Here is a 1,245-nt window from a genome sequence, read left to right as displayed (position 1 = left end):
GAAAAACACCAAAAGCAGAGAATTTCAGACACAAGCCAAACATAAATAGGCCAGCAACAATTCGTTGGCGGCCAGTGAGATGATTATTAGGGTTGCTTCAGTGTGAGTTGAGAGCAGTGCGAGCGTAGCTGTGGTGGAGGCCACCCAGGACGGGAGTAGATGTGATCTTCCCCGATAATGCGGGGGATTCTATCCCTGAAGGCTGGCTGATGGGCCAGGGGCTGTCTTGGTTTTCAACGAAATCATTGGGGATCTGCTGGTGGATGCCTTGATGAGGTCTGGAGCAATTGTAGTACTCGACGTATTCTTGGACAATCCGAAGCAGTTGGTAGCGATTGAGAATGAACATGTGATCGAGACATTCACGCTTCAAGCTGCCAATGAAGCGCTCACAGAATGAGTTTGGCCTGGGTGCTCGTACCGGTGTTTTCAAAATCTTGATACCGCTGGCGGCGGCTGCAAAGTGCGCACCAAATTTCTTGTCCCGGTCACGGATCAGGTACTTGGGTCCATCTCCCCAAGGCGTGGCTTCTCGCAGCTGCTGGGCAGTCCAAAAGTCGGTTGGGGATCTAGTGACGGCGGCATGCACGATTTGGCGGCTCTACAGATTGATGATTAGAAAGATATATAGGGGTCGGAAGAGCAAGTCGTGGACTACAGTGAAGTCACAAGCCCAGATGTGACGGGAGTGGTTCTTCAAGAAGGTGGTCCAGGATTGACCTGTTTTTTCCTGTTTCTCAGGCATGTATTTCTGGATGGTGCGCTTACTGATCTTGACCCCTAATTTCAGCAGCTCTCCGCGGATACGCTCTGCGCCCCACAGCACGTTATCCTTCGCTACCTGCTTGATAAGCCTGATGGTCTCAGGTAAGATGCGCGGCTTTCTGTGCTTGGGTTTCGATTTGCGCTTCCAGTAGCCGCGGAACAGGTCACGGTGCCAGCGCAGCAGGGTGTCGGGCTGAACAATGTGCAGTGCTTGCTGCCAAAACCCTGTCAACCTGGCTAGCAAGACCAGTCCCAGCCGATCTCTTTGGGTGAGCTGCGGTCGCTTCACCTGTCGATTGAGCACGATCAGCTGTTGGCGCAGCATGGCATTTTCGATAATCAAGTCTCTGTGGCTGCGGGTAGCGTCTGAGAGCGATCCAAACGCGATGGATGTGGTTGCTGGCCTGGTACGCTGTTTGATGTGCTGCTTCACACGGCTAATGAATCGTTTCAGGGAATTGATGATGGTTTTGATCATGC

The 1,245-nt window shown here is 52.4% G+C and carries 2 protein-coding genes; both read right to left on the bottom strand.

Annotated elements, in window-relative coordinates:
- Positions 1-97 precede the first annotated feature (97 nt).
- Positions 98-589 carry an integrase core domain-containing protein gene (locus tag AC3DOM_RS12615; protein WP_487919401.1) on the bottom strand — a complete coding sequence of 164 codons (492 nt, stop codon included), beginning with the start codon at positions 587-589 and terminating at the stop codon, positions 98-100.
- Positions 590-601: 12 nt separating this feature from the next.
- Positions 602-1,245, bottom strand: a 644-nt coding sequence (locus AC3DOM_RS12610) for a helix-turn-helix domain-containing protein (RefSeq protein ID WP_487919400.1), incomplete at its 5' end; no start/stop codon positions are given.

Source organism: Candidatus Desulfolinea nitratireducens (assembly GCF_982879505.1).
The sequence above is the reverse complement of the archived record's forward strand: the minus strand, read 5'-3'. Positions and strand labels throughout refer to the sequence as shown.